Origin of the sequence: Streptomyces sp. NBC_01476 (assembly GCF_036227265.1) — a bacterium.
In the GTDB taxonomy this organism is placed as follows: Bacteria; Actinomycetota; Actinomycetes; order Streptomycetales; family Streptomycetaceae; genus Actinacidiphila.
This window is the reverse complement of the sequence record NZ_CP109446.1, coordinates 3,754,808-3,779,119: the sequence shown is the minus strand read 5'-3', so window position 1 is coordinate 3,779,119 and position 24,312 is coordinate 3,754,808. Positions and strand designations below refer to the sequence as shown.

20 protein-coding genes, 1 tRNA gene and 1 other RNA gene are annotated in these 24,312 nt (G+C 69.4%); 13 read left to right on the top strand and 9 right to left on the bottom strand.

Features of this window, described 5'->3' with window-relative positions:
* Positions 1-104: 104 nt before the first annotated feature.
* Entirely contained in the window at positions 105-1,625 is a 1,521-nt protein-coding gene (locus tag OG552_RS16470; protein WP_443070942.1) for a DnaB-like helicase N-terminal domain-containing protein, read from the bottom strand.
* A 289-nt stretch (positions 1,626-1,914) separates the two neighbouring features.
* Here OG552_RS16470 and OG552_RS16465 point away from each other — a divergent pair, with 289 nt between their 5' ends.
* The 3 genes from OG552_RS16465 to OG552_RS16455 all read left to right on the top strand — a co-directional run bounded on the left by OG552_RS16465 (position 1,915) and on the right by OG552_RS16455 (position 4,153).
* Positions 1,915-2,454: a helix-turn-helix domain-containing protein gene (locus tag OG552_RS16465; RefSeq protein WP_329133616.1), complete on the top strand. Its 540-nt coding sequence runs from the start codon at positions 1,915-1,917 to the stop codon at positions 2,452-2,454.
* Between the two features lie 150 nt (positions 2,455-2,604).
* Positions 2,605-2,907 (top strand): helix-turn-helix domain-containing protein, encoded by a 303-nt coding sequence (locus OG552_RS16460; protein ID WP_329133614.1) that lies wholly within the window; start codon positions 2,605-2,607, stop codon positions 2,905-2,907.
* Positions 2,908-2,917: 10 nt separating this feature from the next.
* Positions 2,918-4,153 carry a tyrosine-type recombinase/integrase gene (locus OG552_RS16455; RefSeq protein ID WP_329133612.1) on the top strand — a complete coding sequence of 412 codons (1,236 nt, stop codon included), beginning with the start codon at positions 2,918-2,920 and terminating at the stop codon, positions 4,151-4,153.
* 191 nt (positions 4,154-4,344) lie between these two features.
* Here OG552_RS16455 and OG552_RS16450 read toward each other — a convergent pair whose 3' ends face one another.
* From OG552_RS16450 to OG552_RS16435, 4 genes are all read right to left on the bottom strand, one after another.
* On the bottom strand, positions 4,345-5,115 hold the full coding sequence (locus tag OG552_RS16450) for a transposase (protein ID WP_329133610.1): 771 nt from the start codon (positions 5,113-5,115) through the stop codon (positions 4,345-4,347).
* Between the two features lie 277 nt (positions 5,116-5,392).
* Positions 5,393-8,158, bottom strand: a complete 2,766-nt coding sequence (gene dnaG / locus OG552_RS16445; protein ID WP_329133608.1) for a DNA primase — start codon at positions 8,156-8,158, stop codon at positions 5,393-5,395.
* 6 nt (positions 8,159-8,164) lie between these two features.
* Entirely contained in the window at positions 8,165-8,503 is a 339-nt protein-coding gene (locus OG552_RS16440) for a Pepco domain-containing protein (RefSeq protein ID WP_329133606.1), read from the bottom strand.
* A 434-nt stretch (positions 8,504-8,937) separates the two neighbouring features.
* Positions 8,938-9,022, bottom strand: a tRNA-Ser gene (locus OG552_RS16435).
* Between the two features lie 72 nt (positions 9,023-9,094).
* Here OG552_RS16435 and ffs point away from each other — a divergent pair.
* From ffs to OG552_RS16390, 9 genes are all read left to right on the top strand, one after another.
* An RNA gene (gene ffs / locus OG552_RS16430) (signal recognition particle sRNA small type) lies at positions 9,095-9,191 on the top strand.
* A 153-nt stretch (positions 9,192-9,344) separates the two neighbouring features.
* On the top strand, positions 9,345-11,876 hold the full coding sequence (locus OG552_RS16425; protein ID WP_329133604.1) for a DNA polymerase III subunit gamma and tau: 2,532 nt from the start codon (positions 9,345-9,347) through the stop codon (positions 11,874-11,876).
* Positions 11,877-12,164: 288 nt separating this feature from the next.
* Positions 12,165-12,497 carry a YbaB/EbfC family nucleoid-associated protein gene (locus tag OG552_RS16420; protein ID WP_329133602.1) on the top strand — a complete coding sequence of 111 codons (333 nt, stop codon included), beginning with the start codon at positions 12,165-12,167 and terminating at the stop codon, positions 12,495-12,497.
* A gap of 102 nt (positions 12,498-12,599) precedes the next feature.
* Positions 12,600-13,199: a recombination mediator RecR gene (gene recR / locus OG552_RS16415; RefSeq protein WP_329133600.1), complete on the top strand. Its 600-nt coding sequence runs from the start codon at positions 12,600-12,602 to the stop codon at positions 13,197-13,199.
* A gap of 160 nt (positions 13,200-13,359) precedes the next feature.
* The gene (locus OG552_RS16410; RefSeq protein WP_329140864.1) at positions 13,360-14,037 is read left to right on the top strand and encodes a DUF5063 domain-containing protein; all 678 of its coding nucleotides are present in this window, start codon (positions 13,360-13,362) and stop codon (positions 14,035-14,037) included.
* A gap of 229 nt (positions 14,038-14,266) precedes the next feature.
* A complete protein-coding gene (locus OG552_RS16405; RefSeq protein ID WP_329133598.1) occupies positions 14,267-15,622 on the top strand; it encodes an aspartate kinase in 1,356 nt (451 codons plus the stop codon).
* A 355-nt stretch (positions 15,623-15,977) separates the two neighbouring features.
* Positions 15,978-16,631: a SigE family RNA polymerase sigma factor gene (locus OG552_RS16400; RefSeq protein WP_443070941.1), complete on the top strand. Its 654-nt coding sequence runs from the start codon at positions 15,978-15,980 to the stop codon at positions 16,629-16,631.
* A complete protein-coding gene (locus OG552_RS16395) occupies positions 16,628-17,830 on the top strand; it encodes a hypothetical protein (protein ID WP_329133596.1) in 1,203 nt (400 codons plus the stop codon). The genes OG552_RS16400 and OG552_RS16395 overlap by 4 nt, the downstream gene beginning before the upstream one ends.
* Before the next feature lie 104 nt (positions 17,831-17,934).
* Positions 17,935-18,810 carry an SURF1 family protein gene (locus tag OG552_RS16390; protein ID WP_329133595.1) on the top strand — a complete coding sequence of 292 codons (876 nt, stop codon included), beginning with the start codon at positions 17,935-17,937 and terminating at the stop codon, positions 18,808-18,810.
* A gap of 87 nt (positions 18,811-18,897) precedes the next feature.
* Here the strand turns inward: OG552_RS16390 and OG552_RS16385 are convergent, their stop codons facing one another.
* The 4 genes from OG552_RS16385 to OG552_RS16370 all read right to left on the bottom strand — a co-directional run bounded on the left by OG552_RS16385 (position 18,898) and on the right by OG552_RS16370 (position 23,063).
* Positions 18,898-20,739: a S9 family peptidase gene (locus tag OG552_RS16385; protein WP_329133594.1), complete on the bottom strand. Its 1,842-nt coding sequence runs from the start codon at positions 20,737-20,739 to the stop codon at positions 18,898-18,900.
* Positions 20,740-20,845: 106 nt separating this feature from the next.
* A complete protein-coding gene (locus OG552_RS16380) occupies positions 20,846-21,295 on the bottom strand; it encodes a universal stress protein (protein WP_329140862.1) in 450 nt (149 codons plus the stop codon).
* A 479-nt stretch (positions 21,296-21,774) separates the two neighbouring features.
* Positions 21,775-22,407, bottom strand: a complete 633-nt coding sequence (locus OG552_RS16375) for a TetR/AcrR family transcriptional regulator (protein WP_443070940.1) — start codon at positions 22,405-22,407, stop codon at positions 21,775-21,777.
* Positions 22,408-22,574: 167 nt separating this feature from the next.
* Positions 22,575-23,063, bottom strand: a complete 489-nt coding sequence (locus tag OG552_RS16370; protein ID WP_329133592.1) for a GNAT family N-acetyltransferase — start codon at positions 23,061-23,063, stop codon at positions 22,575-22,577.
* A gap of 260 nt (positions 23,064-23,323) precedes the next feature.
* Between OG552_RS16370 and OG552_RS16365 the strand changes: the two genes are divergently transcribed.
* Positions 23,324-24,247, top strand: coding sequence for an NAD(P)-dependent oxidoreductase (locus OG552_RS16365; protein ID WP_329133590.1), 924 nt, complete (start codon positions 23,324-23,326; stop codon positions 24,245-24,247).
* Positions 24,248-24,312: the final 65 nt, after the last annotated feature.

Sequence of the window (24,312 nt, the reverse complement as noted above, 5' to 3'; positions counted from 1 at the left end):
TTCGTTGCGGCCGTGGACGCGTGGGCACGCTTCGTGCGGCCTGGTCCGGACAGGGCCGCGTGTACGCCCCCGTGTACGGTCCGGGCCCGGCGGCGAGGGTGCGGTCAGCCGACGGCGATGTGCAGGTTGGAGACGTGGTAGCGGGCCTGCTGACCGCCTCCGTTGCCGCCTGCCGTGCCCTCGGTCTTCCGGGCGAGGCCGGTCTTGACGAGGCGTTCCAGGTGCCGCCTGGCCTTCTCCACGTCCGACCGGTCCGGGTTGGCCTGGCCGCCGAGGATCGCGGCGAGGTCGCGGGTGCTGAGTCCGCCGGGGTTGGCGCGCAGGATGGCGACCGGGTCGAAGGTGGGCTCGATCGTGGTGGTGCCGCGCTCGTGGTCGTGGATGACCTGGAGGGGGCCGATCTCGCCGGTCGGGGTCTTGAGGTGGTGGACGGTGACGGCGGGGTCGCCCGCCTCTCCGGCGATGAACAGCACGCTGCCCGCGCCGGAGGTGATCCAGGTGGAGCCGTAGACCCGGTCGAGGGTGGGGCGTTGGCCGCGTGGGGCGTCGGCGGTGGCCTTGCGCTGGTGGTGGAGTTCCATGACCTCGACGCCGTTGCGCAGGGCGCGCATGCGGGCGTTGTGGAAGGCGACGGCGAGCGCGTCGTCGACGAGGGTGCTGACCGCGTCCTTGAGGCTGTCGATCACGATGGTGTCGGCCTGGTGGGCGGCGGCGAGGTCGGCGAGGAGGTCGGGCTCCTTGTCGAGGGTGGCGGGCAGCGGGCCCTGCCAGACGGCGAGCCGGTCGCGCAGGACCGGCTCGTGCTCGGGCGCGACGCGGCGGGCCATGGCATGGGCGATCTGCTTGGGCCGGTCCATGGCCAGGTACAGGACTCGCTCGCTGGGGGAGACGGGCATGTTCAGGACGGTGTCCTGGAGGCCGAGGCGGGCGAGGATCACCTGGTGGGCCAGGGTGGTCTTGCCGACGCCGGGCGGGCCGACGATCATCAGGCTCTCGCCCGAGGACCAGGCGGTCTGCTCGCGGGTGCCCCACAGCGGGTCGGTGTCCGCGCCGGTCTCGGTGACGAAGCGCCAGCCGTCGACCAGGTAGCGGGACAGCCTGCCGCCGCCGGTGGCGAGGGCGCGGTCGCGTTCGGCGCGCAGCTCGGCCTCGGCGGCGCTGCGTATCGCGTCGGGGTCGGCGCCTGGCTCGGCGGCCCGCTGGAGGGTGCGGAGGCCGTTCTCCCGCAGGCGGCGCAGGTCGGCTTTGCGGCGGACGATCTCGGCGTAGTACGCGGCGTTGGCGACTGTCGGCGGGGCGCCGGCCAGCACGTGGAGGTAGGTGGTGCCGCCGATCCGGTTGAGGTCGCCCCGGCCGAGTAGGAAGTCGCCCAGCACGATCGGGTCGGTGGGCGCGTCCTCGGCGCGCAGGGCGAGGATGGCCCGCCAGACGGTCTCGTGCGCCGGGCGGTAGAAGTCCTCCGGCACCAGCAGTGCCCGTACCTCGTCCACGGCCTGGTGCTGGAACATGCACGCGCCGAGGACCGCTTGCTCGGCGACCAGGTCGTTGGGCGGCTCGTCGGCAGCCGGGGCCGCTGTCGGCGGGCGCGATGGCGTATCCGGCCCCGGGGCCGTACGCTGGTTCACGGAAACTCCTCACCTGGCGGGCAGCGGGACGGCAATCCCAGCCCTGCCGGTCTTGATCGTTCGTGGGTACGGGCGGTTGTTGAGGTTTCTGCTTCAGCCCCCGGCGTTCGTAGCGCCGGGGGCTTCTTCGTTCTCTCCTTCGTGTTCGTCGCTGTCCAGGGGGTCCCGCACAAGTGTACCAGGAGCATTGCGGAATGACTAGCTTGCATTCTGCTCCCGAATGAGCTTTACTACTTGAGGCCCCGCCCGCGCCGTCGCCCGACGGCCCGAGACGAAAGAGGTGGACGCGATGGCCGAGGAAGGAGCAGCCCGAGCTGCTGGACCCGAACGACCCCTCGCGGAGGACTACATCGCGCAGCGCGTCAAGCTGGAACGCGAGGTCCGGGGCTGGAGCACAGTCACCCTGGCCGAGCGCATGACCGCGGCCGGCCACCCGATCAACCAGTCCGCGATCTGGCGCATCGAGAGCGGCAAGCCCCGCCGCCGGGTCAACCTCGACGAGGCGCTCGGCTTCTGCAAGGTCTTCGACATCACCCTCGACGACCTCACCGCCGCGCCCGGCCACATCGCCAACCCGAAGGTCCGCAGACTCGTCGGCGAGTACGTCGAGCAGTGGAAGCAGTGGCGAGCCCTGGGCAAGGCCATGGACGCCATCCAGGCCGAACTCCGCGAGTACACCGAGGCCCACCCCGATCAGGACGACCTCGTGAAGGCTCTCCTCACCCACGAGCTGGCCGTCGCATCCAACGGTGAGTTCCGCCACCACCTCGGTGCCCGTCCCAAGATGCAGAGCTGGCTCCGCACCCCGGACCAGGGCACCGCGTCGTAGTCCAGACCCCCGCCTCCGCCGGTGCTACGAACACCGGCGGAACAGCTATGTCCTCCCGCCCCAACAGCACAACCGCCCGTACCCACGAATGAACAAGACCGGCGAGGCCGGGGTTGCCGCCCCCAAGCCTCGCCAAGAGAGGTTTCCGCCTTGCACTCCAACGACCTTCCGGTCGCGCAGATCGCCCGCCTCCTCGGCGTTGCGGAAGAAGACCTCCGGGCGCTCATCGCCGCCCGGGGCGGATCGGACGGCGATCCCACCCTCGTCGCCCTCACCGTCGCCGAAGCCGCCCGCCGTATCGGCATCAGCCGCACCAAGATGTACGAGTACGTCTCCTCAGGCCAGATCCCGTCCGTGAAGATCGGCAGCCTCCGCCGCATACCGGCCGGAGCGTTGGCTGCCTTCGTCGCCCGGCAGGGCGGCTACGCCTCCGGCTTCACCACCGCGGCCTGAGGGAGACGACATGGCCAACTCCCGCCAGCCCAACGGCGCGTCGTCCATCTATCAGGGGAACGACGGCCGGTGGCACGGCCGCGTGACCGTCGGCATCAAGGACGACGGCACCTCGGACCGACGTCACGTTTCCCGCAAGACCCGGGCCGAAGTCACCAAGCTCGTCCGCGAGCTGGAGAAGCAGCGCGACGCCGGCACCGTCCGCAAGCCTGGCCAGGCATGGACGGTCAAGGCGTGGCTCACGCACTGGATCGAGAACATCGCGCCGATCAGCGTCTCCGAGAACACCATCGCCGGCTACGAAGTCGCAGTCCGCGTCCACCTCATACCGGGGCTGGGCGCCCACCGGCTCATCAAGCTGGAGCCGGAGCACCTGGAGCGCTTCTACAAGAAGATGCAGGACAGCGGCAGCAAGCCGGCCACTGCTCACCAGGCGCACCGCACGCTACGGGTCGCCCTGGGCGAGGCTGTACGGCGGGGGCACCTCACGGTGAACGTCGCCAAGATCGCCAAGGCGCCGCGCCTCGAAGAGGAGGAGATCGAGCCGTACTCGGTGGAGGAGGTGCAGCGCATCCTGCTGGCGGCTGGCAAGCGGCGCAATGCAGCACGCTGGGTCATCGCCCTAGCCCTCGGCCTCCGGCAGGGGGAGGTGCTCGGCCTCCAGTGGTCGGACGTCGACCTGTACGGCGGCGTGATCCGCGTCCGCCGAGGACGCCTGCGACCGAAGTACGCCCACGGCTGCGGCGGGGAGTGCGGCCGGAAACCCGGCTACCGCCGCCAGCGCACCCAGATCCGCCGGGAGACCAAGGACACCAAGTCCCGCGCGGGCAAGCGTGCGATCGGCCTCCCCGACGAGCTGACCAAACTGCTGCGCCAGCACCGGGAAGTCCAGGCGCAGGAGCGCGCAGCGGCCCGGCAACTCTGGACGGAGAAGGGCTATGTCTTCACCTCACCCACCGGCGAACCCCTGATCCCCAACACCGACTACCACCACTGGAAGGAGCTGCTCCAGGAAGCTGGCGTCCGCGACGCGCGCCTCCACGACGCCCGCCACACCGCCTCGACAGTTCTCCTGCTCCTCGGTGTACCCGAGCGAATCGTGATGGCGATCATGGGCTGGTCGTCGGCATCGATGGCGAAGCGGTACCAGCACGTGACTGATCCACTGCTTCGGGAGACGGCAGTGAAGGTTGACGGCCTGCTGTGGAAATCACAGGGATGCGAAGAGGAGAAGCAGCGCCGCTGACACGGGAGAGCGATCCGGCCGAATCTTAAGCCGGCGCCATACCCGAACTGTGCGCTATCGCACCCCACAGTTGCTCTGGAAACGGGACGCAATGTGGGGTGCGATAGCGCGAGTCGGCGCCTGCCGACAAGCCCCTAAGCGTTGTCCCGTAAATGATCTACGGCGTGCTGGTTGGCCTGCCTGCTTCTTCGTCAGCCGGTCAGGGTGAGGTTGTGGAGGCGGGCTATGCCGAGCATGGCGTGGTGCACGCCGTCGCCTTTGAGGCGGCAGTCGCGGAGGATCTTCCAGGTCTTCATGCGGGCGAAGGCGTGCTCGACGCGGGCGCGGACCTTGCGGTGGGAGGCGTTGTGTTCCTCTTTCCAGGCGGGGAGTTCGGCCTGGCCGGGTTTCTTGCGGTGCGGGATGATGAGGCCGGTTCCCCGGTAGCCGCCGTCCGCGATGACCGTGGTGCGGCCGACGGCGGCCCTGGCGCCGGATTCCTCCCATGCTGTGCAGTCGTTGCGGTTGCCGGGCAGGGGCTTGCCGACGGCGACGACGAGCCGGGTGTCGGCGTCGATGATGACCTGGTGGTTGGTGGAGTACCGGTAGTTCTTCGACTGCGCGGCGACGCTGTGGTCGCGGGTGGGCACCAAGGTGCCGTCGACGATCAGCACCGTGTCCTTGCGGAACCGCTTGCGGGGCTCCAGCGCGAGCATCGGGCCGAGGTGGTCGACGATGCGGCCGGCGGCCGACTTCGAGACGCCGAACAGCGGGGCGAGCTGGCGCAGGGTCAGGTTCGTCCGCCAATAGGCCGCCACCAGCAGGACCCGGTCCTCCAGGGGCAACGACCACGGACGACCCTTGCCCACCGGATCAGCACCCTCCCGCCGCAGGGCCGTGACGAGCTTGCCGAACTGCCGAGGGCTCAACCCGCTGAACGGGGCTATCCACGAGGGCTCCGACGCCGCGATCACACCAGCCACGGCAAGATCATCTCACCTACGACCAGCACTTACGGGACAACGCTTAGCCAGTCGGTAGCGCCTGACCATCAGCCTTGGCTGCCGAGCAGGTTAATCGGTATCAACGCGCGACAAGCACTGCTGGCACTCATCGGCACTCAAGCGCACCGAGACGGATGTGAGTGGCCTCTGGAATTGGCATGGCAGTGGCAGGGCGATCATCCCGCCTGCGAGGTTGGTGATTCTCAGAACGCCCGTACTGCAGAAGCCCATACCTCATCACTAGTCCCATGGCACGTCACAGGGCGGCGACGCCTAGTGAGCGCAGGCGGTGCCCGTACTGCTGTACCGCCCATAGCTCGCTCTGGAGCGAATTGATCTCCTTTTGATTGGAGGAAGGTGCTACATGGGCGAGGGCGGTGTGCAGCTCCGTGGCTCTACGTTCGACGGCGCTTAGGCGTACCCTAACTAGCACTTCGCCTGCGTAGATCTCGGGCGTCTTGTGCGTTATCGGTTCTGCGGCCAGTTCGTTGATGAGGAGACGTGTGGGCTGGTCATCAGCTGCCTCGCGGATTCGCGCGAGGTAGGAGTCCCCCGCAGCAGACGTTCCCCCAGCGCTTGCGATAGCGCGGAATACCGCAGAATAGGGGGCTGCCGTAAATTCGGACTGATTATATTCATCGAAAGCAGGAGAAACCAACTTCGGAAATTGAAGAGCTAGTTTGATCAACTCACGCTCGACTCGATGGGCGGGGCTGCGCAGGTCGAGTGCAGGCGCCCAGCTTGATGTGGCGCTGTTTTCCTTCGTTCGGGCCAGTGCTCGCGCTCGGCGAATCGTTGACTGTTGTTCGATCGGGCTGGTCATGCCAGTCATGTTGGCCAGTTTGAGGGCATAATGGTCACGTAGCGCATAGTCTCTTATTGCCGCCACCACGGGAATGGCCGCGCCGACCGCAGCCACGCGGCCCTCTCCGGTGTCTAGGTCGTAGTGTGAAACGATAGAGCGTAGTACGAACGCGAAGAGCGGGGTGCGATCATCGATCAGCCGCTGCACCGCTGCATCCCCCTCGGCCAGTCGTAGTTGGCAGGGGTCCATGCCATCCGGGGTGATTGCGATTGAGATCGTCTTGGCGAACTTTTGGTCGTCTTCGAAGATTCGCAGCGCTGCCTTCTGCCCTGTGTCGTCGCCGTTGAAGATGAATACGACCTCGCCGAAGGAGTTGTCCGTCAGTAGTCGCTGCAGGATGTTGATGTGCCCTCCGCCGAAGGCGGAGCCGCAGGTGGCGATTGCGGTAGTCACCCCCGCGAGGTGACAGGCCATCACATCGGTGTAACCCTCGACCACCACTGCCCGCCCGGTGCGGACAATCTCCCGCTTGGCATGCTCGATGCCGTACAGGATCTGGGACTTCTTGTACAGGGGCGTCTCGGGCGTGCTGATGTATTTCGGCCCGTGGTCCTCGTCGCGCAGCTTGCGCGCGCCGAACCCGATGACTTCACCTTTGATGTCCCGAATCGGCCAGATCAGTCGGCCCCGGAACCGGTCGATGGTCCCGCCGCGGCGGCTCTCGGACGCCAGCCCGCACAGAATCAATTCCTTGTCCGTGAAGCCCTTCTCGCCCAAGAACCTGACCAGTTGGTCCCACGCGGCCGGCGCGTACCCCACTGAGAACCGCTGCGCAGTCGCTTGGTCGAAGCCCCGTGTGGCCAGGAATTCCCGTGCGATCTTCGCTTCGGCGCTGCCTAGGTGTTCCGCATAGAACTGTGCGGCGATCCTATTTGCCGCGATGATCCGGGTGTGATCCTCCGGCCGGATCGGTGTGTGCTTCCCCTCTTGTACGGTGATCCCCGACCTGGCTGCGATCCATTCGATGGCCTCGTCGCGAGACAGGCACTCCATTTTCATTACGAAGTCGAGGACGTGCCCGCCCTGCATGCAGTCATGGCAGTAGAAGACGCCCTTAGCGGTGTTGACGCTGATCCCTTGCTCTCCCCCTTCATGGAGAGGGCAAGGACCCCGCAGTTCGTTTCCGGCTTTGCGCAGTCGGGTGTAGGTGGAGATGACGGCTTCGATTGGCGCTGCATTTCTTAGCGCGGACAAATCATCTCTACGAATAGCCAATGACTGAGGTGTGCTTACCTCTAACCCTGCAGCCACGAAAGATCTTGCCGGCGCGGACTGCGATGAAGCCGACATAACGTCCCCTGTAGCCGGTTTCTCAGACGACCTGAAAGCAGCACTCGGGGCATGGCGGCTAGAAGGGGGAATTTTGGCGTCCGGTCCAGGCAGCGCAAGGAAATATTCCGGGTTGCCGTGAGGAACGACGCGGACACGTTGGAGTTTCCGCTTCTTTCCATAAGCTCGATGGATCTCTTCGATACGCTGCTGTACCGCTTCTTCGAGATCGGTCAAGCTCATAGCATAGGGGTTGTCCTTGATTACATCGCACAATGCTCGCGAGAAGAGACTGAAAGACTCACCGGGCTTCGTGTCAATCTCATAACCGGACTGAACGGATTCTTTGTCATGTATGAATAGAGCTAAGGCTCCGTCGGCGCACGCGTACATGTAGGCGACTTTACGCAGAGCCGCCGCGTCTATCTTTCTTCTGCTCCAAGCGTGAATACCGACGGCGGATTTTGCTCCATAATCGACGCCTTCGCGGCAGGCGTCAATAAGGAAAAGAACCTGTTCCGCTGCCGAGTCCTCAATTTCCCCTGCCCAGTCGATCTTGATGCCACTTTCAATCAAGTTGATGCTCGTCGGGGCATCCTCGGGAATCAGATAGTCGGCCCCTTGGGAGTGCAGGCCATGGCCGCTGAGCACAATAAGTAGTCTATCGCCACGACTGGCATGTTGAAGAAAAGTGGCTACCTTACCCACTACGAAGTTTCTGCTCACTACCTGACGCCGTGCTTCGGCGATCTCAGCCGAATAGAACCCTCTCGTCTTCAATGCGGCAGCTAGCTGTTGCATGTCATTCGGGATGAAAGGGAGCGGAGAGAATGTCTCGGACTCGTGGTAATCGTGAGCTCCGATCAACAGCGCCTTGTATCGAGGCATTTTCTGCTACTGACGTTTGAACGTGAGGACGAGGCCCCGTCCGCTCTGTATCTGCCCTGTCCCGATGAGCTGAACTCCACCGCTAGCCGTCACCTGAAACGTGAGCTGGGCCTCCGCCAGTGGGAGGATGCCCTCACGTGCGGCGACATCGGCGAAGAGCTCCTGCAGCGCGTCTACTGTCTCGGTGAGGTTCTTGCGCAGAGGCCCCAGCGGCACAGCCCGAAGTGCAGCTTCGCCGCTGCGACCGAAGATTCCCATCGTTTCGCCTGGCTCCGTGTCGTCGTCGGAGACGGCAACCCAGAAGGGAAGGCTGGTGCTGTCTGCGCCTACCTCGTTCTCAACCATGCTGCTCCCATGACCTTGACCATGCCGACCGGACGGCGTGTCAACTTTAGTCTCAGACGGCCACTCTCCTGTGCTCTTGACGGCTAGAGAGCGTGGGACGAGCCGCCAGCCCTGTCCCATGCCGTTGACGGCTGAGGTGGTCGGGGCCGCGAGTCTGCCTGCGCCTATCGGTACGGCCACGTACCCGTAGCACTCGGGGCTCCCTCTGTCGGAAACCCGAGCCGAGACAGCACTTGAGGGAGCACCTCGCCAGAGCCCTTGGCGTCGCTCTTGTCCGATCACAAAGGTGAGTGGGACGAGCTGGGGCGAGTGTGGTACGACATCGTTCACGCACGTGCACGGGACGCCGAATGAGACCACAACTGAGACCACACAACGGTGTAGGGCCCGACCGCGATGCGGTCGGGCCCTACATCTGCCCTGGTGGGCGGGTGCGGAGGATACGAGATTCGAACTCGTGAGGGGTTGCCCCCAACACGCTTTCCAAGCGTGCGCCCTAGGCCTCTAGGCGAATCCTCCGTGGGGAACAGTACAAGAAGGGAGGGGGTGGGTGCGAACTCGATGTGGGGGGAGGGGATCGGGTAAGGTGGCGGCAGCCCCTCACGTGGCGCTATCTCGCTGAACTCCCCCAGGGCCGGAAGGCAGCAAGGGTAGGTGGGCTCTGGCGGGTGCGTGAGGGGTCTTCGTATGCCCGGGAGAGTGGGCGCGCGGGGACGCCGGGCCGGGACACGGGGGATGACCGGCCGGGGCACGGGGATGCCAGGGCGGGAGAGGCTGACGCGGGGGCGGCGTGCGGCCGACGCGGGGCCGGATGTCGGTGGGCCCGGATATGGTCGTAGGCGTGTCCCTCGCTCTGTATCGCCGCTACCGTCCCGAGACCTTCGCCGAGGTCATCGGGCAGGAGCACGTCACGGACCCGTTGCAGCAGGCGCTGCGGAACAACCGGGTCAATCACGCGTACCTGTTCAGCGGGCCGCGCGGGTGCGGGAAGACGACCAGCGCGCGGATCCTGGCCCGCTGCCTGAACTGCGAGAAGGGCCCCACGCCGACCCCCTGCGGGGAGTGCCAGTCCTGTCGGGACCTGGCCAGGAACGGCCCCGGGTCGATCGACGTGATCGAGATCGACGCGGCCTCCCACGGCGGCGTGGACGACGCCCGTGATCTGCGGGAGAAGGCGTTCTTCGGGCCGGCCGGCAGCCGCTACAAGATCTACATCATCGACGAGGCGCACATGGTCACCTCGGCGGGCTTCAACGCCCTGCTGAAGGTGGTCGAGGAGCCCCCGGAGCACCTCAAGTTCATCTTCGCGACCACCGAGCCCGAGAAGGTCATCGGCACCATCCGGTCGCGCACCCACCACTACCCCTTCCGCCTCGTCCCGCCCGGCACCTTGCGCGATCACCTCGTCGCGGTGTGCGAGCACGAGGGGATCCGGGTCGAGGACGGCGTGTATCCGCTGGTGGTACGGGCCGGCGCCGGTTCGGTACGTGACTCGATGTCGGTCATGGACCAGCTGCTGGCCGGCGCGGGCGCGGACGGTGTGACGTACGCCATGGCCACCGCGCTCCTCGGTTATACGGACGCGGCCCTGCTCGACGACGTGGTGGACGGGTTCGCGGCCGGTGACGGTGCCGCGGTCTTCGAGATGGTGGACCGGGTGATCGAGGGCGGGCACGACCCGCGCCGGTTCGTCGCCGACCTGCTGGAACGGCTGCGGGACCTGGTCATCATCGCCGCCGTGCCCGACGCGGTGGAGAAGGGGCTGATCGACGCCCCGCGGGAAGTGGTCGAACGGATGGCGGTCCAGGCGTCCGTCTTCGGCGCCGCCGAGCTGAGCCGGGCCGCCGACCTCGTCAACACCGGCCTGACGGAGATGCGTGGCGCCACCTCACCGCGCCTCCAACTGGAACTGATCTGCGCCCGCGTGCTGCTCCCGGCGGCGTACGACGACGAACGCTCGATGCAGGCGCGGCTGGAGCGGCTGGAGCGGGGCGTCGCCTCCGGGGCGATCGGGTTCGGCGGCCCTGGAGCGCCCGACGCGGCGCCGTCCCCCGGCGGTGGCGGAATCCCCGCGGGTCCCGGCGGTGCCGCGGCTGCCCGCGCGGCCCTCGGCCGTACGGCTCCGGATACGGGTCAGGCACCTGCTCAGCCTCCCGCCGCCCAGGCCCAAGCCCCAGCCCAGGCCCCCGCGCCCGTGCAGCCCCAGCCCCCGGCCCCCGCTCAGGCCGCACCCCCGCAGCCGCCAGCCCAGCCTTCGGCCGCGCCGCCCGCATCGCCCGCACCGTCCGCCGACGAACCCCCGGCCGCCGCCCCCCGCCCGGGCGCCTGGCCGGTGGCCCAGAGCGGCGGTACGAACCCCGGCGGTACGAGCACCGGTGGCGCGCAGACCCCCCCGCCGCCGCCCCGCCCCGGCGCATGGCCCACCACCGCCGGCCCCGGCGCCCAAGCCCCCGCCCCCGCGTCCGCCCAAACCCCGGCCCCCGCCCCCGCATCCGTACCGCAGCCCGCCGCGCAGCCGGCCCCGGCCGCACCGCAGTCCGCGCCCAACTCCCCGGGAGGGAACGCCGCGCGGATCGTCGGCGACCCGACCCGGGTCCGGCAGATGTGGCCGAACATCCTGGAGGCGGTGAAGAACCGCCGCCGCCTGACGTGGATGCTGCTCTTCAACAACGCCCAGGTCGCCGGGTTCGACGGGGAGACCCTGCAGATCGGGTTCGACAACCCCGGCGCCCGTAACAGCTTCACCAACAGCGGCAGCGAGGACGTACTCCGGGCCGCGATCAGTGACGCGCTCGGCGTGGCCTGGCGGATCGAGGCGATCGTCGACCCCTCGGGCGGCAACGGCACCGCGAACGGCGGTGGCGGATACGGCGGTACGGGCCCGGGCGGTCCCAGCGGCTTCGGCGGCTCAGGCGCCTCCGGCTCCGGCTCAGGCGGCCCCGCCGGCCCCAGCGGCTTCGGCGGCGGCGCCCCCCGCCCCCCCGCGCCCCCGCAGACCCAGCCGCCCGCCGGGCCCGCCGGCTCCTCGGGGTACGGCGGCGGCCCGGCCCCGGCCGCGTACAGCCAGGGTCAGGGTCCTGGCCAGGGCCCCGGTCAGGAACAAGGACAGAGCCGGGGCCAAGGCGGCAGCCCGGCCGGTGCCGTCGCCCTGACCGCCGAACGGCCGGCCCCGCCCGCGCCCCGCTCCTACCCCGCCGCCACCGACCCCGCGGAGCCCCCGCCGCCGCCCGACGACCACCCGGACTACGCCCCGATCGAGGACGACATCCCGCAGGACGACGACCTCGACCTGGTCGAGTCGTCGGTCAGTGGCCATGACCTGTTCATCAGCGAACTGGGCGCCACTGTGATCGAGGAGATCAACCACGACTGACCGCCCGCCGTACCGCGCTGACCTGCGGGTTCGCCGAGTCGGACGCGATGACGTACAGCTGCCGTCCCGCAGGTGTACGCCGCGCCGCGCCGATCCTCCGTACGGCGTAGGGCGCTGGGCCGTACGAGCACGTAGGCTCGCCCTGTCACCGAGTCGCGCGCGTGGCCAGGCGGCCCCGCCGCGGTGCTCGGTGCGGCCGTCAGTGCGCAGCGGCAAGGGCGCCGGCTGGTCAGTGCAGCCGAAGCGCAGCCGTACGTCAGGAACGTCAGGAATGTCAGGAGCGAAACCGTGATCCCTGGTGGTCAGCCGAACATGCAGGCGCTGCTCCAGCAGGCCCAGAAGATGCAGCAGGACCTCGCCGCCGCCCAGCAGGAGCTGGCCGAGGCCGAGGTCGAGGGCTCGGCGGGCAGTGGACTGGTCAAGGCGACGGTGACCGGCGCCGGCGAGCTGCGTTCCCTGGTGATCGACCCCAAGGCGGTCGACCCGGAGGACACCGAGACGCTCGCCGACCTGGTGGTGGCCGCGGTCCACAATGCGAACGAGGCCGCGCAGAAGCTGCAGCAGACCAAGCTCGGCCCCCTCACCGAGGGGCTCTCCGGCATGCCGGGCCTGCCGTTCTGACGAGCGGGCCCCGGCAGTCCGGCAATCCGGTGGCGACTCGGGTTCCACCCACCCCATGACCTGCAACGACAGACCCAATGAAGCCAAGGAAGGCGCGTCGGCGTGTACGAAGGCGTGGTTCAGGACCTGATCGACGAACTGGGCAGGCTGCCCGGCGTGGGTCCCAAGAGCGCGCAGCGCATCGCCTTCCACATCCTGCAGGCCGATCCGGCCGATGTGCGGCGTCTCGCGCATGTGCTGTCGGAGGTCAAGGCGAAGGTACGGTTCTGCGCGGTGTGCGGGAATGTCGCGCAGGAGAAGCTGTGCCGGGTGTGCAGCGATCCGCGCCGCGATCCGGCGGTGATCTGCGTGGTCGAGGAGCCCAAGGACGTGGTGGCGGTCGAGCGGACCCGCGAGTTCCGCGGGACGTACCACGTACTGGGCGGGGCGATCAGCCCCATCGAGGGCGTCGGCCCTGATGACCTGCGGATAAGGGAACTGCTCGCCCGCCTCGCGGACGGCACCGTCACCGAGCTGATCCTGGCGACGGACCCCAATCTGGAGGGGGAGGCGACAGCCACGTATCTGGCCCGCATGGTGAAACCCATGGGGCTGCGGGTGACGCGGCTGGCCAGCGGGCTCCCTGTGGGGGGCGACTTGGAGTACGCGGACGAGGTCACGCTCGGGCGGGCCTTCGAAGGAAGGCGGTTGCTGGATGTCTGACACCGTGACGAACAAGAAGAGTACGGCGGCCAAGAGCGCGGCCCAGAAGAGTACGGCCCGCAAGAGCGCAGCTCAGAAGGGCGTGGCTCAAAAAGGCGCAAAGAGCAAGAGCACGGTGAACGAGAACGCGAGTGCGGACGTTGACAAGAACGTGACGACGATGAAGAGCGCGACAAAGGACAGGCCGGCCCGCGTCTCCGAGGGCGCGGAGGAGCCGGACGAGTTCGCGGTCCAGATCTCCGACCAGATCGAGAGCTTCATCCTCTCGGTCCGTGAGGTCGCCAAGGGCGACGACCCGGACAGCGCCGTGCCGTACCTGCTGCTGGAGGTCTCGCAGCTGCTGCTGGCCGGCGGCCGCCTCGGCGCGCACGAGGACTTCGTGCCGGACGAGCGGTACGAGCCGGACGTCGGCCCCGAGCCGGACGAGGACGATCTGCGGCAGCGGCTGGCCGCCCTGCTGGAACCGATCGACGTCTACTCCGAGGTGTTCGACCCGTACGTACCCCGGTCCACGCCGGTGGCCTGCCGGGTCTCGGACGACATGGCCGATGTGGTGGCCGACCTCACGCACGGCCTCGCGCACTTCAGGGCCGGGCGGATCTCCGAGGCGCTGTGGTGGTGGCAGTTCTCGTACCTCTCCAACTGGGGGTCCACGGCGAGCGCGTCGCTGCGGGCGCTGCAGTCGCTGGTGGCGCACGTACGGCTGGACAGCCCGCTGGACGAACTCGACGGTCTCGACACCGGGAGCGACGGGGACGACGAGGAGCGGCTGGCGCAGGAGGCCGGGAAGGTGATGGAGGCGGAACTCGGGAAGATGGGGCGGGACAAGAAGAAGTAAGGGGGCGGCGGGGCGGGGTCGAGGGCGGGACCGGGGCCGGGGGCGGGGAGGCCGCCGGGCCTCGGGAAGCCGTACGGCCGGGGGAAGTTGCGGGGGCGCCGGCGTCGCGGGGATCCGCCGAGGTGATCACGTACTGAACGCCCTGTCTCACCATGCAATACGTCCGGGGCGTACCCGCCGTGCTCGTTAAACTGGGCTGACCGCATTCACCCCTGAGCGAGGAGCGCACGTGGGCCTTGTCGTGCAGAAGTACGGCGGCTCCTCTGTCGCCGATGCCGAAGGCATCAAGCGGGTCGCCCGACGGATCGTGGACACCAAGAAGGCCGGCCACCAGGTCGTCGTCGTGGTCTCCGCGATGGGCGACACGACGGACGAGCTGATCGATCTCGCCGAGCAGGTCTCGCCGATTCCGGCCGGCCGCGAGTTCGACATGCTGCTGACCGCCGGAGAGCGGATCTCCATGGCGCTGCTGGCGATGGCGATCAAGAACCTCGGCCATGAGGCGCAGTCCTTCACGGGCAGCCAGGCCGGTGTGATCACCGACTCGGTGCACAACAAGGCGCGGATCATCGATGTCACCCCGGGCCGGATCCGTACCGCGCTCGACGAGGGCAACATCGCGATCGTCGCCGGGTTCCAGGGTGTCTCCCAGGACAAGAAGGACATCACCACGCTGGGGCGGGGCGGTTCCGACACCACCGCGGTGGCGCTGGCCGCGGCGCTGGACGCCGAGGTGTGCGAGATCTACACCGACGTCGACGGGGTCTTCACCGCCGACCCGCGGGTGGTGAAGAAGGCCCGCAAGATGGAGTGGATCGCCTTCGAGGACATGCTGGAGCTGGCCAGTTCCGGTTCGAAGGTGCTGCTCCACCGCTGTGTCGAGTACGCGCGGCGCTACAACATCCCGATCCACGTACGGTCCTCGTTCTCCGGTCTTCCGGGCACCTGGGTCAGCAGCGAGCCCCCGGCGGGCTACCGGTCATTCCAAGCGCGGACTCTTCAAGGGCCGCAAGGGTCAGCGCGAGCAGCACAATCTGGGCAATCTGGGCAAGGGGACAAGGCGATGGAGCAGGCGATCATCTCGGGTGTCTCGCACGACACGTCCGAGGCGAAGATCACGGTCGTCGGGGTGCCGGACAAGCCGGGCGAGGCGGCGACGATCTTCCGGGCCATCGCGGACGCCGAGATCAACATCGACATGGTGGTGCAGAACGTGTCGGCCGCCGCCACCGGGCTCACCGACATCTCCTTCACGCTGCCGAAGTCCGAGGGGCACAAGGCGATGGAGGCGCTGACCAAGGCGCAGACGGTGATTGCCTTCGACTCGCTGCGCTACGACGACCAGATCGGCAAGATCTCGCTGGTCGGCGCAGGGATGAAGACCAACCCCGGGGTCACCGCGACCTTCTTCGAGGCGCTCTCCAACGCCGGCGTCAACATCGAACTCATCTCGACCTCCGAGATCCGTATCTCGGTGGTGACCCGGGTCGACGATGTGAAGCCGGCCGTGCAGGCGGTGCACTCGGCGTTCGGACTGGACAGCGACAGCGACGAGGCGGTCGTCTACGGCGGCACAGGGCGCTGACGCGCCGTTGACACGCCGTTGATACGGCGCTCATAGATGGACGGTGCGGGGCGTGACGGTGAAATCGTTGCGCCCCGCAGCGGTTTTGGTCAAAACCGCAGGTCTGGACCACTTGAACCATCCCACCCACCCGTTGGACAATTTGCTCTCCCTCGGCTGCAACCGACTGCTGCGGGGGAGCGTCTTTGTGTCAGCGCATCGTGCCTATGGCGCTGCGCACCGAGCGTGATCCGGGGAAACGTCGGTGCAATCAAGGCATTGAGGAAGAGCTGGTACGCATGGGGATAACTGGCGCCCGGTGGGGTGACCTGTCTTGCGCGTACAACCCTGAGGGGGGGATGCGTGTCCAACTGGCGTGGCGGAGGCTTTGGGTATCGAGACAGCGGTATTCGGACGGCGTGGCAGTGTGCTCGCGCCGCCGCGGAGCGGTGGTCTGCCGGTGATCGCGCCCTGGCCGGTCAAGGTGGCCGGTACGACGACCGCAGACAGTGGGGATACTGACACCGCAATGGCTGTCGGCACCACGGTCGACCATCTCACCGAGACCTATCGTGCGCACTACCGCTCACTGCTGGGACTGGCCGCACTGCTGCTGGACGACATCGCCTCCTGCGAGGACGTGGTCCAGGAAGCCTTCATCCGGGTGCACTCGGCACGCAGCCGGGTGCGCGACCCCGAGAAGACCCTCGCCTACCTCCGGCAGACGGTGGTCAACCTCTCCCGCTCGGCGTTGCGCCGCCGCATACTCGGCCTCAAACTCCTCTCCAAGCCCATGCCCGACATGGCCAGCGCGGAGGAGGGGGCGTACGAGATCCTGGAGCGTGATCAGCTCAAGGCCGCGATGCGCAAACTGCAGCGCCGCCAGCGCGAAGTGCTCGTACTGCGTTACTTCGCCGACATGACCGAGGCGCAGGTCGCCGAGACCCTGGGGATCTCCCTGGGCTCCGTCAAGGCCTACGGCTCGCGAGGCCTCGCGGCGCTCCGCGTCGCGATGGAGGCACCGGCATGAGCACCCCCGACTCACCCACCCCCGACGACTCTCTCGCCATGGATTCGCAGAACTTCCCGAAGTCCCCCGCCCCGGCGCCCGATCCGGACCCCGCCACAACAGCCGGCCACGACGACCGGCCGCTGGGCGACGGCGGCACCCTCTTCGGCGGCGGGCCCTTCGACGATTCAGCCGACGAAGAGGCCCTGCGCACTCTGATGCTGGAAGCCGTCTCCGGCCTCCATGGCTCACCCGACGCCCTCGATCACCTCCGCAAGGCCATCCCGCTGCGCCGCCAGCGCCGCCGCCAGGCCCTGGTCGGTGCCGCAGCCGCCGTGCTGCTGGTCGGCATGGCGGTGCCCGCACTGCTCCGGGCCACCGGCAGCGAACACAACGCGAGCACCACCGCGGCCGGTGTCTCCGCCTCCCACACCGGCTCGCCCGGCGAGGACGGGCACACCAGCGCCTGGGGCGACTCCGGCGGCACCGCGGGCACCGTCTCCCCGGGACCGGGCGACGGCACGAAGCAGCAACCGTCCACCGCCGGCGGCACCAACGGGCCCTCCAACGCCACGGCACCGACTCCGTCCGTGCCCGAGTGCTCCCCCTCCCAGCTCGGCAACGGCACCAGCAAGGCCGACGCCCCCGACTCCGGCGGCCGGGTCTACGGCTGGTTCCGCCTCGCCAATGTCTCCGACAGCCCTTGTACGGTGCCCAGCGGCGGCATCGTCAAGGTGGTGGCGCAGGGCGCGGCCGACCCGGCCCGGATCCAGGTCGTGGGCCACACCCAGGGCGACGCCGCTGCCGGGCTGCCCAGCGACCCGAGCACCGGACCGGTCGTCCTCGGCCCGGGCCAGCGGTACGAGGTCGCCTTCGCGTGGGTGCCGGACGGCGACGGACCCGGCGGGTGTCCCACTACCCCGACCACGCCTCCCACGACGCCGACCACCCCCCCCACCACGCCGACCCCGACGGCCACCCCGACCGACACCACCGGGGCGGACCCGGGCGGCACCGACCCGGGCACCGTCGGCAACGCGGCCTCCCCGCAACTCGGCGAGGACGCCCCCGCCTCACCGCCCCCGGGCAGCGTCACCCTCAACCACACCCCGGCCACGGGCTCCCCGGTGATAGACGGTCCGGTCATCCCGGACGCCTGCGCCGGCACCATCTACACGACCTCCGCGATCCCGGAGGCCCCGGCGACCCCGGCACCCTGACCGCCAAGGGGCGGGCCGGACCCCGGGTCACGGCCGGCGGCGGGCCACCCGGCTACCCGGGGCCGGTTGCGGGCGAACCGGCGGGCCCCCGTACCGTGGGAAGCGTGTACCGGTTCCTGCTCACCCGCGGCTGGCTGGCGGTCAGCGTCCTCGCTCTGCTCGCCGTGCCGTTCTGCGTGTTCATGGGGAGCTGGCAGCTGAGCCGGTTCGAGGTGCGGGTCGACCAGCACAAGAGCACCCAGAACGACGAGAAGCAGACGGCCACCGCGCCGGCGGTCCCCCTCCGGACGGTACTGCCGGACACCCGCACCGCCCTGTCCGGTGACGACGCCGGGCGGATCGTCAGCACCACCGGGCGGTACGACCCCGGGCACCAACTCCTCGTCCCCGACCGCACCCTCGACGGTCACAACGGCTTCTACGTCCTCACCCCGCTGCGGCTCGGCAGTGGCGCGGCCCTGCCCGTGGTCCGCGGCTGGCTCCCCGGCGACGCGTCCGCCGCCGAACGCTCCGGTACGGTGCCGCCCGCACCGGCCGGTCAGGTCACCGTGGTCGGGGCGGTGCAGTACCCCGAGACCACCGACACCAGCGGAGTCGCGACCGGGGTGCTGCCCACCGGCCAGCTCGGCATGATCAGTTCGGCTTCGCTCGTCAACGTCCTCCCTTATCCGGTGTACGGCGGCTGGGTCACCACCTCGCATCCCCCGGCGCCGCTCAAGGCGGTGCCGCCTGCCACTCCTCCCAACAGCGGTCTTGATCTGAAGGCGTTCCAGAACCTCGGCTACACCGGGCAGTGGTTCGTCTTCGCGGGCTTCGTCGTCTTCATGTGGTTCCGACTCGTCCGGCGGGAGGCCGAGACCCGGGCGGACGCCGCGCTGGGGCTGCTCCCGGAGGGGGAGCCGGGCGGCTCCTCCGAGGCCGCGGCCGCAGCCTCGGAGGGGGCGGAGCCGGAGAAGGTCTCCCCGGCTCCGGCCGGCTGACCCGGCAGGGACGCCGCCCCGGCGCCTGCCGCCCCAGCCGGTTCCGCAACCCCGGCTCCCCGTCGGCCGTCCGGATCGGCCGTGCGGTCAGCCGCCCACGTGCCGCAGGGCGAAGGCCAGCTCCAGGCGGACCTGCTTGATCCGCTCCTCCACCACGAGCGAACCGTGTCCCGCGTCGTACCGGTACACCTCGTGCGGCTTGTCCAGCTCCCGCAGCCGCTCGACGTAGTTGTCGATCTGGCGTATCGGGCAGCGCGGGTCGTTCATCCCCGCACTGATGTAGACGGGCGCGGCCACCTTGTCGATGTAGGTGAGCGGTGAGGACGCCTCATAACGCTCCGGGACCTCCTCGGGGGAGCCGCCGAAGAAGGTGCGGTCCAGGGATTTGAGGGCCTCCATCTCGTCGGCGTAGGCGGTCGGATAGTCCGCCACCGGGACCGCGGCTATGCCCACCGTCCACGCGTCCGGCTGGGTGCCCAGACCCAGCAGCGTCAGGTAACCGCCCCAGGAGCCGCCGGTGAGCACCAGCCGGGACGGGTCCGCCAGGCCGGAGGAGACCGCCCACTCGCGGACCGCCGCGATGTCCTCCAGTTCGATCAGGCCCACCCGGTGCTTGAGGGCGTCCGTCCACTCCCGGCCGTAGCCGGTCGACCCGCGGTAGTTGACCCGGACCACCGCGAAACCGTGGTCGAGCCAGGCGGCCGGCCCGGCGGCGAAGGCGTCGGAGTCGTGCCAGGTCGGGCCGCCGTGGATCTCGAAGACGGTCGGGAACGGCCCCGCCGCGGGCCCCTTCCCGTCCTCGGAATCCGCGCCGCTTCCGGCCGGGCGCTGCACCAGTGCGTGGATGGGACCGCCCGGCCCGTCCACCCACACGTCCTCCACCGGTACCGAGTCCGGGGCCCGCAGCCCCGGTGCTTCGAGCACCGTGACGCCGGTCGTGGACCGTACCGCCGGCGGCTGCGCGGCCGACGACCACAGATACTCCACCGTGCCGTCGGGCCGGGCCGTCGCTCCGCCCACCGAACCCGCCGGGGTGTCCAGCGGGGTCATCTTCCCGGCCGCCAGGTCGTACCGGAACATCTCGCTGCGGGCGTGGAAGTCGTGCACCACCAGCAGCGCGGAGCCGTCCGGATACCATTCGGCGTGCACGTCACCCGGCAGGTCTATGGCAAGCGCGGTCTCCTCGCCGCTTGCCACGTCCCAGATCATCGGCAGCCAGCGGTCGGACCGTTGGTGGCCGACGAGCAGCCGGGTGTCGCCCGGAACCGGGGCGAAACCGAGGCAGTCCAGGCCGAGTTCACGGGTGCCACCCGCGGTGTCGTCCAACTCCGCGACCGTCGTGCCGTCGGTGACCTGGACCACCCGCAGGGCGCTGTGCATGGCGTCGCCGTGCTCGGTGTGCTCGATGACGACCAGGGAGCCGTCCTCCGACAGATCCCCGACACCCGCGGATTCCTCGTGCCGGTAGATCTCGTAGGGCGCGGTGCCGCCGGGGCGCACCACGTGTACGGACGTGCCCTCGTCGTCCGTGGAGCGGCCGATGACGGCGATCCCGTCGACGCCCAGCGCCAGCCCGGCCGGGTAGGAGGGGGCGAGGCCGGGTGCGGCCGGTATGTCCTCGCCACCGCCGAACGGCTGCTTCATCCAGACACCGAACTCGTCCCCGTCGGTGTCCGAGAACCACCACACCCATTCGCCGTCCCGGCTGAGGGCGCCGTCCGTCGTTCCGTTCGGGCGGTCGGTCACCTGCCGCCGGCCGCCTGTGCCGCGGTCCCACGCGTACAGCTCATACGTACCCGTCACGTTCGACACGAACAGGCTGCGTTCCGGGGCGTCCTCGGCCCATTCCGGCAGGCCGACGCGCGGCGCGCGGAACCGCTTCTCCCAATCGGGCATGGACCCGCTCGCGGGTCCGGTGATCTCGTTCATGTCACCATCATGCTCTGCCGCACGCACATTCGGTGAGATGGCCTTCGCAGCCTGTGGATAACTTCCGGCCGGGCTCGAATCCTGGCGGGTACGTTCCGCTTCTTCCCTACGCGCCGGCCTGCGCCGCGGTGCCACGCACCACCACGACCGGACATGTCGCGTGCATGGTGACCGTATGACTGACGGAGCCGAGCAGTGTCGCGCGGAACGTTCCGTGGCCGCGGACACCGACCACGATCAGCTCCGCGCCTTCCCCCCGGTCGAGAATGGCCTGCGCGGCGTTGCCCAGCACCACGATCTGGGTGACCGGCACCGCCTGCTCGCCGGGCAGTGCGGTGGCCACCGCTTTCGCCAGGGACCCGCGGGCCGGTTCTTCCAGGTCGATGTCGTCGGGCAGCTCCGGCAGACCCGCCCAGCCGACCGCCCCGGGCAGTTCCCAGGCCATGACCGCTTCGAGAGAGGCATCGGTCAGCGCGGCCTGGCGGGCGGCCCAGCGCAGGGCCTGCAAGGACGGCTCCGAGCCGTCCACGCCGACAACGATCCGGCCGGGCGCCAGAGCGGATTCGCTCGTCGGCGCGGTGGCGGCTTCACCCAGCTGTTCCGGGCCCTGCGCGCCTGTCGGCCCGCCCGCCGGAAGCTCCACGGGATCGCCCTCCGGATCGGCTATCGGCTCGACCATGGCCGTCTCCTCACATTCGCGCATGCGTACGCGGCTGCATACACGCATCGGATGCCCCCGGCCCTCGTACGGCAAACGCCAATCGAATTGCATGTAAGCCGTATAACCCGCATAACTCGGAGAAGAGAAAAAACTCAGAATCCGCTGTTTACCGCTGAAATGTGGAGGGGATCACTTCAACAAGCCGCGCAGGAACCGCGACCGCTCATCCCCGCTCACGGTTCCGCCGCCCCGCGCGAGCTGTACGGCCGGTCGTCGATCCTCTTCGCTCCTCCCACGCGTGCAACGCCGCAAACACGGTGGAGAGCGGAACGGACGGCCGGTGGTGGTCGAGGCGGGCCGCAGGTTCCGGTGCCTTACGGACGCGCCACGACGCAGCTGTCCAGCAGTGGTCCCAACTGCTGGGCGACGGTGGTCAGCGGACGGATGTCCTGCTCGGAGCGGGCAATGAGCAGTGCCCCCTCCAGGGTGCTGATCATCAAGATGGCCAGCGCGGGCGCCTGGCCGGCGGGCACGCCCATGTCGGTGAGGGCGGCGGCGACGGGGGCGTTCCAGGTGGCGAAGGCCGCCGCGGCAGCCGCCCGGGTGGAGTCGGTCGACTCCGCGCAGTCCACCGTCGCCGCGGCCACCGGGCACCCGGGGGTGAAGCCGGACCTCTGGAACTCGTCCGTCCACTGCCGCACCATCGCCGAGAAGAGCAGGCTCGGCGTGGGCTCCTGCGACATGGCGGCGAGGAAGCGGCCGACCCGCTTGCCCGCGTAGCGGCCCGCCCAGGCGACCGCCTCGTTGACCAACTGCTCCTTGCCACCGGGGAAGTAGTGCTGGATGGAGCCACGGGGTGCCTGGGCGTGAGCGGCGACCTCGCGCATCCCGGTCGCGCTCACTCCGTCGCGGCGGATGAGCTGGGCGGCACTGAAGACCATGCGCTCGCGCGGGCCGTGGGTCTTCTTCTGGGCGTCCCCTGGGGGCCGCTCTTCCGGAACCGCCATCGCCGACCGCCCACCTCTCCGATTCCGTGTCCGTGCTCGATTCCTGCCCGGCCCGCACCTGGTCCGTGCCCTGTGCGGTGCTCTGCGCGGTGCCTTGTGCCCTGAACGGGTTCGCAGGGCGACCCCGACCCCACTGCGGGAGCGGACCGTCCCCGCAGCCGGCCGGCTTACGCCCGGGGCGCCAGCTTATAGACGCCGGTGAGTCCGTCGCGGGAGCGGAGACCGGGGCCGTCCCGTTCCAGCCGGCGGGTGAGGGCGGCCAGCAGTTTGGAGCGGCTGGGCAGCACGGTGGCCGCGACCCGTTCGAGCCCGCGGTCCCGCGCCCGGGAGAGCAGCAGGTCGATCATCGCGGTGCCCACGCCCTGCCGCTGCCAGTCGTCGGCGACGAGTACGCCCAGCTCGCCGATGCCCGGGCCGGCGTCGGACGGGGTGGCGAGGCTGGCCAGCCCGAGGAGATCGGTCCGGCCGGGGCGGTAGGCGACCACCGCGTCGTGCTCCGCGGGTCGCCCGGCCAGTGCGGCGTCCAGGTATTCACGTGGCCACTGCTTGAGCCGCCCGAAGAAGCGGAGGCGGACCGTCTCGGGCGAGCAGGCGGTGAAGAGGGCCGCCAGGGCAGGGCGGTCCCCGGCGTGCGCGGGGCCCACCTGCCACAGCACGCAGGATCGGGCCCGTACCGCGCCCGCTCCCGGGCCGACGGGAACGCCAGGCGCCGGCGGCCGACCGGATCCGGCCGCCCGGGCAACCGCGGGCCCGTCCGCTCCCGCCGCCGCGGGGCCGCCCGACGTCGCTGGCCCGCTGGCTCCCGCAGCCCCGTCGGGCGCCAGGCTGGATTCCTCGTCTATGACGGTCGTCATAGTCTCAGTATTATGACGACTGTCATAGGCGGCAACCCCTTCCACGAACACGGCGGTACGCGATGCCCGAAACGGTCCCCGTAGGTTTCCTCGGCTTGGGCGTCATGGGCCGGCCCATGGCCCTCAATCTGGCCCGGGCCGGTACGGCTCTTACGGTCTGGAACCGCACGCCCGCCGGGTGCGAGCCCCTGCGGGAGGCAGGCGCGACCGTTGCCACCACCCCCGGCGAGGTCTTCCGGCGGGCCGGGGTCGTCTTCCTGATGCTCGCCGACGAGGTCGCCGTCGACGCGACTCTGCGCCGGGGCATGCCGGAGTTCGCCGCGTACGTGGCAGGCCGGACGATCGTGCACATGGGGACGACGTCCCCCGACTACTCGCGGGCGCTCGAAGCGGATGTGCTGGCGGCAGGCGGGAGTTATGTCGAGGCGCCGGTCTCCGGGTCACGGGTCCCCGCTGAGCAGGGGCGGTTGGTCGCGATGCTGGCCGGTGCGGAGGCGGCGGTCGAGAGGGTACGGCCGCTGCTCGCGCCCATGTGCCACGAGACGTTCGTCTGCGGCCCCGCGCCGAATGCCCTGCTGATGAAGCTCTCCGTCAACCTCTTCCTGATCACGCTGGTCACCGGTCTCACCGAGGCGTTCCACTTCGCCGACCGGCACGGCCTGGACAAGGGGCAGTTCCTCGACGTGCTGGACGCGGGACCGATGGCCAGCGGCGTCTCCCGGATGAAGTCGCCCAAGCTGCGGGACCGCGACTTCGCCGTCCAGGCCGCGGCGTTGGACGTACTGAAGAACAACGAGCTGATCGCCGAGGCCGCCAGGAAGTCCGCGCTCGCGTCTCCTCTGCTGGACGCGTGCCACGCCCTCTTCGCCGAGACGGTCGCCCTCGGCCACGCGGACGGGGACATGATCGCCGTCCTGCACGCCATCGAGGCCCGGACCGACCGGGCAGGTGCGCCCCGCGCTGACCACGTCCGCGCCCCGCACTGACCCGGCCCGCCCCTCACCCCCCACGCTGCAACTGCCGTACGTGCAGGATGAATTGACATTACCGA

Excerpts from the sequence above, each read along its gene's own strand:
- OG552_RS16465 (WP_329133616.1), top strand. The coding sequence starts at position 1,915 with ATGGCCGAGGAAGGAGCAGCCCGAGCTGCTGGACCCGAACGACCCCTC.
- OG552_RS16455 (WP_329133612.1), top strand. The coding sequence starts at position 2,918 with ATGGCCAACTCCCGCCAGCCCAACGGCGCGTCGTCCATCTATCAGGGG.
- dnaG (WP_329133608.1), bottom strand. The coding sequence starts at position 8,158 with ATGCCTCGATACAAGGCGCTGTTGATCGGAGCTCACGATTACCACGAG.
- OG552_RS16440 (WP_329133606.1), bottom strand. The coding sequence starts at position 8,503 with ATGGTTGAGAACGAGGTAGGCGCAGACAGCACCAGCCTTCCCTTCTGG.
- OG552_RS16410 (WP_329140864.1), top strand. The coding sequence starts at position 13,360 with ATGAAGAGCGCGACAAAGGACAGGCCGGCCCGCGTCTCCGAGGGCGCG.
- OG552_RS16395 (WP_329133596.1), top strand. The coding sequence starts at position 16,628 with ATGAGCACCCCCGACTCACCCACCCCCGACGACTCTCTCGCCATGGAT.
- OG552_RS16385 (WP_329133594.1), bottom strand. The coding sequence starts at position 20,739 with ATGAACGAGATCACCGGACCCGCGAGCGGGTCCATGCCCGATTGGGAG.
- OG552_RS16375 (WP_443070940.1), bottom strand. The coding sequence starts at position 22,407 with ATGGCGGTTCCGGAAGAGCGGCCCCCAGGGGACGCCCAGAAGAAGACC.
- OG552_RS16365 (WP_329133590.1), top strand. The coding sequence starts at position 23,324 with ATGCCCGAAACGGTCCCCGTAGGTTTCCTCGGCTTGGGCGTCATGGGC.